The 1,099-nt window shown below is 60.4% G+C and carries 1 protein-coding gene; it reads right to left on the bottom strand.

Annotated features, from left to right (window positions below; all coding sequences use genetic code 11):
• Nucleotides 1–1,016, bottom strand: a 1,016-nt coding sequence (locus M2281_RS29125; RefSeq protein ID WP_280824695.1) for an IS110 family transposase, incomplete at its 3' end; no start/stop codon positions are given.
• Nucleotides 1,017–1,099: the final 83 nt, after the last annotated feature.

Here is a 1,099-nt window from a genome sequence, read left to right as displayed (position 1 = left end):
TTGGCCTCCCAGCGGTATGGCGTGTTGTCCATCCACATTCGATGCAAGATCACGGCCAGCCGCCGTGCCACCGCCACAACGGCTTTCGCCATCCCTCGGCGTTTGGCGATCTCCAGCCCCCATTCCCGGAGAGGGGACGACTTCTTCGAGAGCCGCAGGATGATGCCGGCCGCCTCGACTAGCACCCATCGGATGCTCGGATCGCCACACTTCGAGATGCCCTTTTCCTGGTCGATCTCTCCCGATTGATATCGCGTTGGCGTCAAACCGAAGTGAGCAGGGACTGATCGTGATCGCCCAAACCGGCTCGGCTCATCGACCCCAGCGCGAAAGCTCAAGGCCACCATCGATCCGACACCAGGCGCAGTCATGAGGAGTTGGCAGACATCGTCGGCTTCCGCCATTTGCTCCATAGCCTTGTGCAAACGCTGATACTGTTCCCGCAGAACCCGGCGAACTTCCAGGAGAGGTTCAATGACCTGTCGCAGATGAGGAGATTGCTCCAACAGCTCAAGAATGCGCTGCCCGAACTTGAGGCGGGACACCACCCCAACCTTGAGGCCGAAGTTGCGCAAGAGGCCGCGGAGATTGTTCTCCGCATCCACGATCTTGCTCTGGATGAATTTGCGCGCAGTGAGAAGCATCCGGATCTCCTGACTCCGGATGGTTTTGACGTGCACAGGCTTGTAAAGCCCGACCCTCATCATCTGGGCAATGCCGCGCGCGTCGTTGCGGTCAGTCTTGTTGATCTGAGCCGACAGAGCCGCCTTCATATGCCGCGTCTCGACGCAGATGACCGGGTACCCCGCTGCTGCAAGGCCACTGTAGAGCCATTGCGACAACGGGCCAGCCTCGAGGCCGACCCGCTTAAAATGCCCACCGATGGCATGGAGAAGAGCGCCGATTGCGTCCGGCTCGGTCTCGACCTTGCCCTCCTTGAGGATCTGACCGGTAGCGTCCATGACGCAGACGCTGGTGGTGCGAACGGACACATCGAGACCGACGAATAGATCCATGGGCGGGGCTCCTTGACCAATTAAGCTTGAGGAGCCTGCCCGCAGATTGAAATCCTGTCACCCCCGCAGCGGGAGCGCCACGG

This window comes from Pseudaminobacter soli (ex Li et al. 2025) (genome assembly GCF_029892515.1).
GTDB lineage: Bacteria > Pseudomonadota > Alphaproteobacteria > Rhizobiales > Rhizobiaceae > Pseudaminobacter > Pseudaminobacter soli_A.
This window is presented reverse-complemented; position numbering and strand designations above follow the sequence as displayed.